Below are 373 nucleotides of genomic sequence, written 5' to 3'. Positions count from 1 at the left end.
AGCAACGTCGGGAACTCATTTTTGTAGTATCGGTGAATAATACCAAGATAGTAATTCTTAAAGTCACGCTGGTGCGACATATGGAAAGCAATAACGATGGTCATTATTTCGCTTTCGGACATACGACTTTTGCGGTTGCGTTTTCGTTCGCCACTTTCAAGCTGAAGTTTTTGCCACTGAGGTAGAAAAGCCTTACAAAAGTCATCGACATGGCAAAATAAGTCTACTAGGGCGTGTTGATCTTTGCTGTACGTTTTATGCTCAGCAATGCATTGGTAGCCACATTAACATAAATGCCAGCGATACCATGCTGGCATAGTTCCTTTTCAACTTGTCATATCTAGTTGATATTGCTCGATAATGCTTGATTTTA

At 40.2% G+C, this 373-nt stretch carries 2 pseudogenes; both read right to left on the bottom strand.

Annotation, left to right across the window (positions count from 1 at the left end):
• Nucleotides 1-269, bottom strand: a pseudogene (locus AACW06_RS20175) (hypothetical protein); the annotation flags it as partial.
• Nucleotides 262-373 (bottom strand): annotated as a pseudogene (locus AACW06_RS20170) (IS5/IS1182 family transposase); the annotation flags it as partial. The pseudogenes AACW06_RS20175 and AACW06_RS20170, both read right to left, overlap by 8 nt.

Origin of the sequence: Vibrio sp. S12_S33 (assembly GCF_963889785.1) — a bacterium.
Taxonomy (GTDB): Bacteria; Pseudomonadota; Gammaproteobacteria; order Enterobacterales; family Vibrionaceae; genus Vibrio; species Vibrio aestuarianus.
The sequence above is the reverse complement of the archived record's forward strand: the minus strand, read 5'-3'. Positions and strand labels throughout refer to the sequence as shown.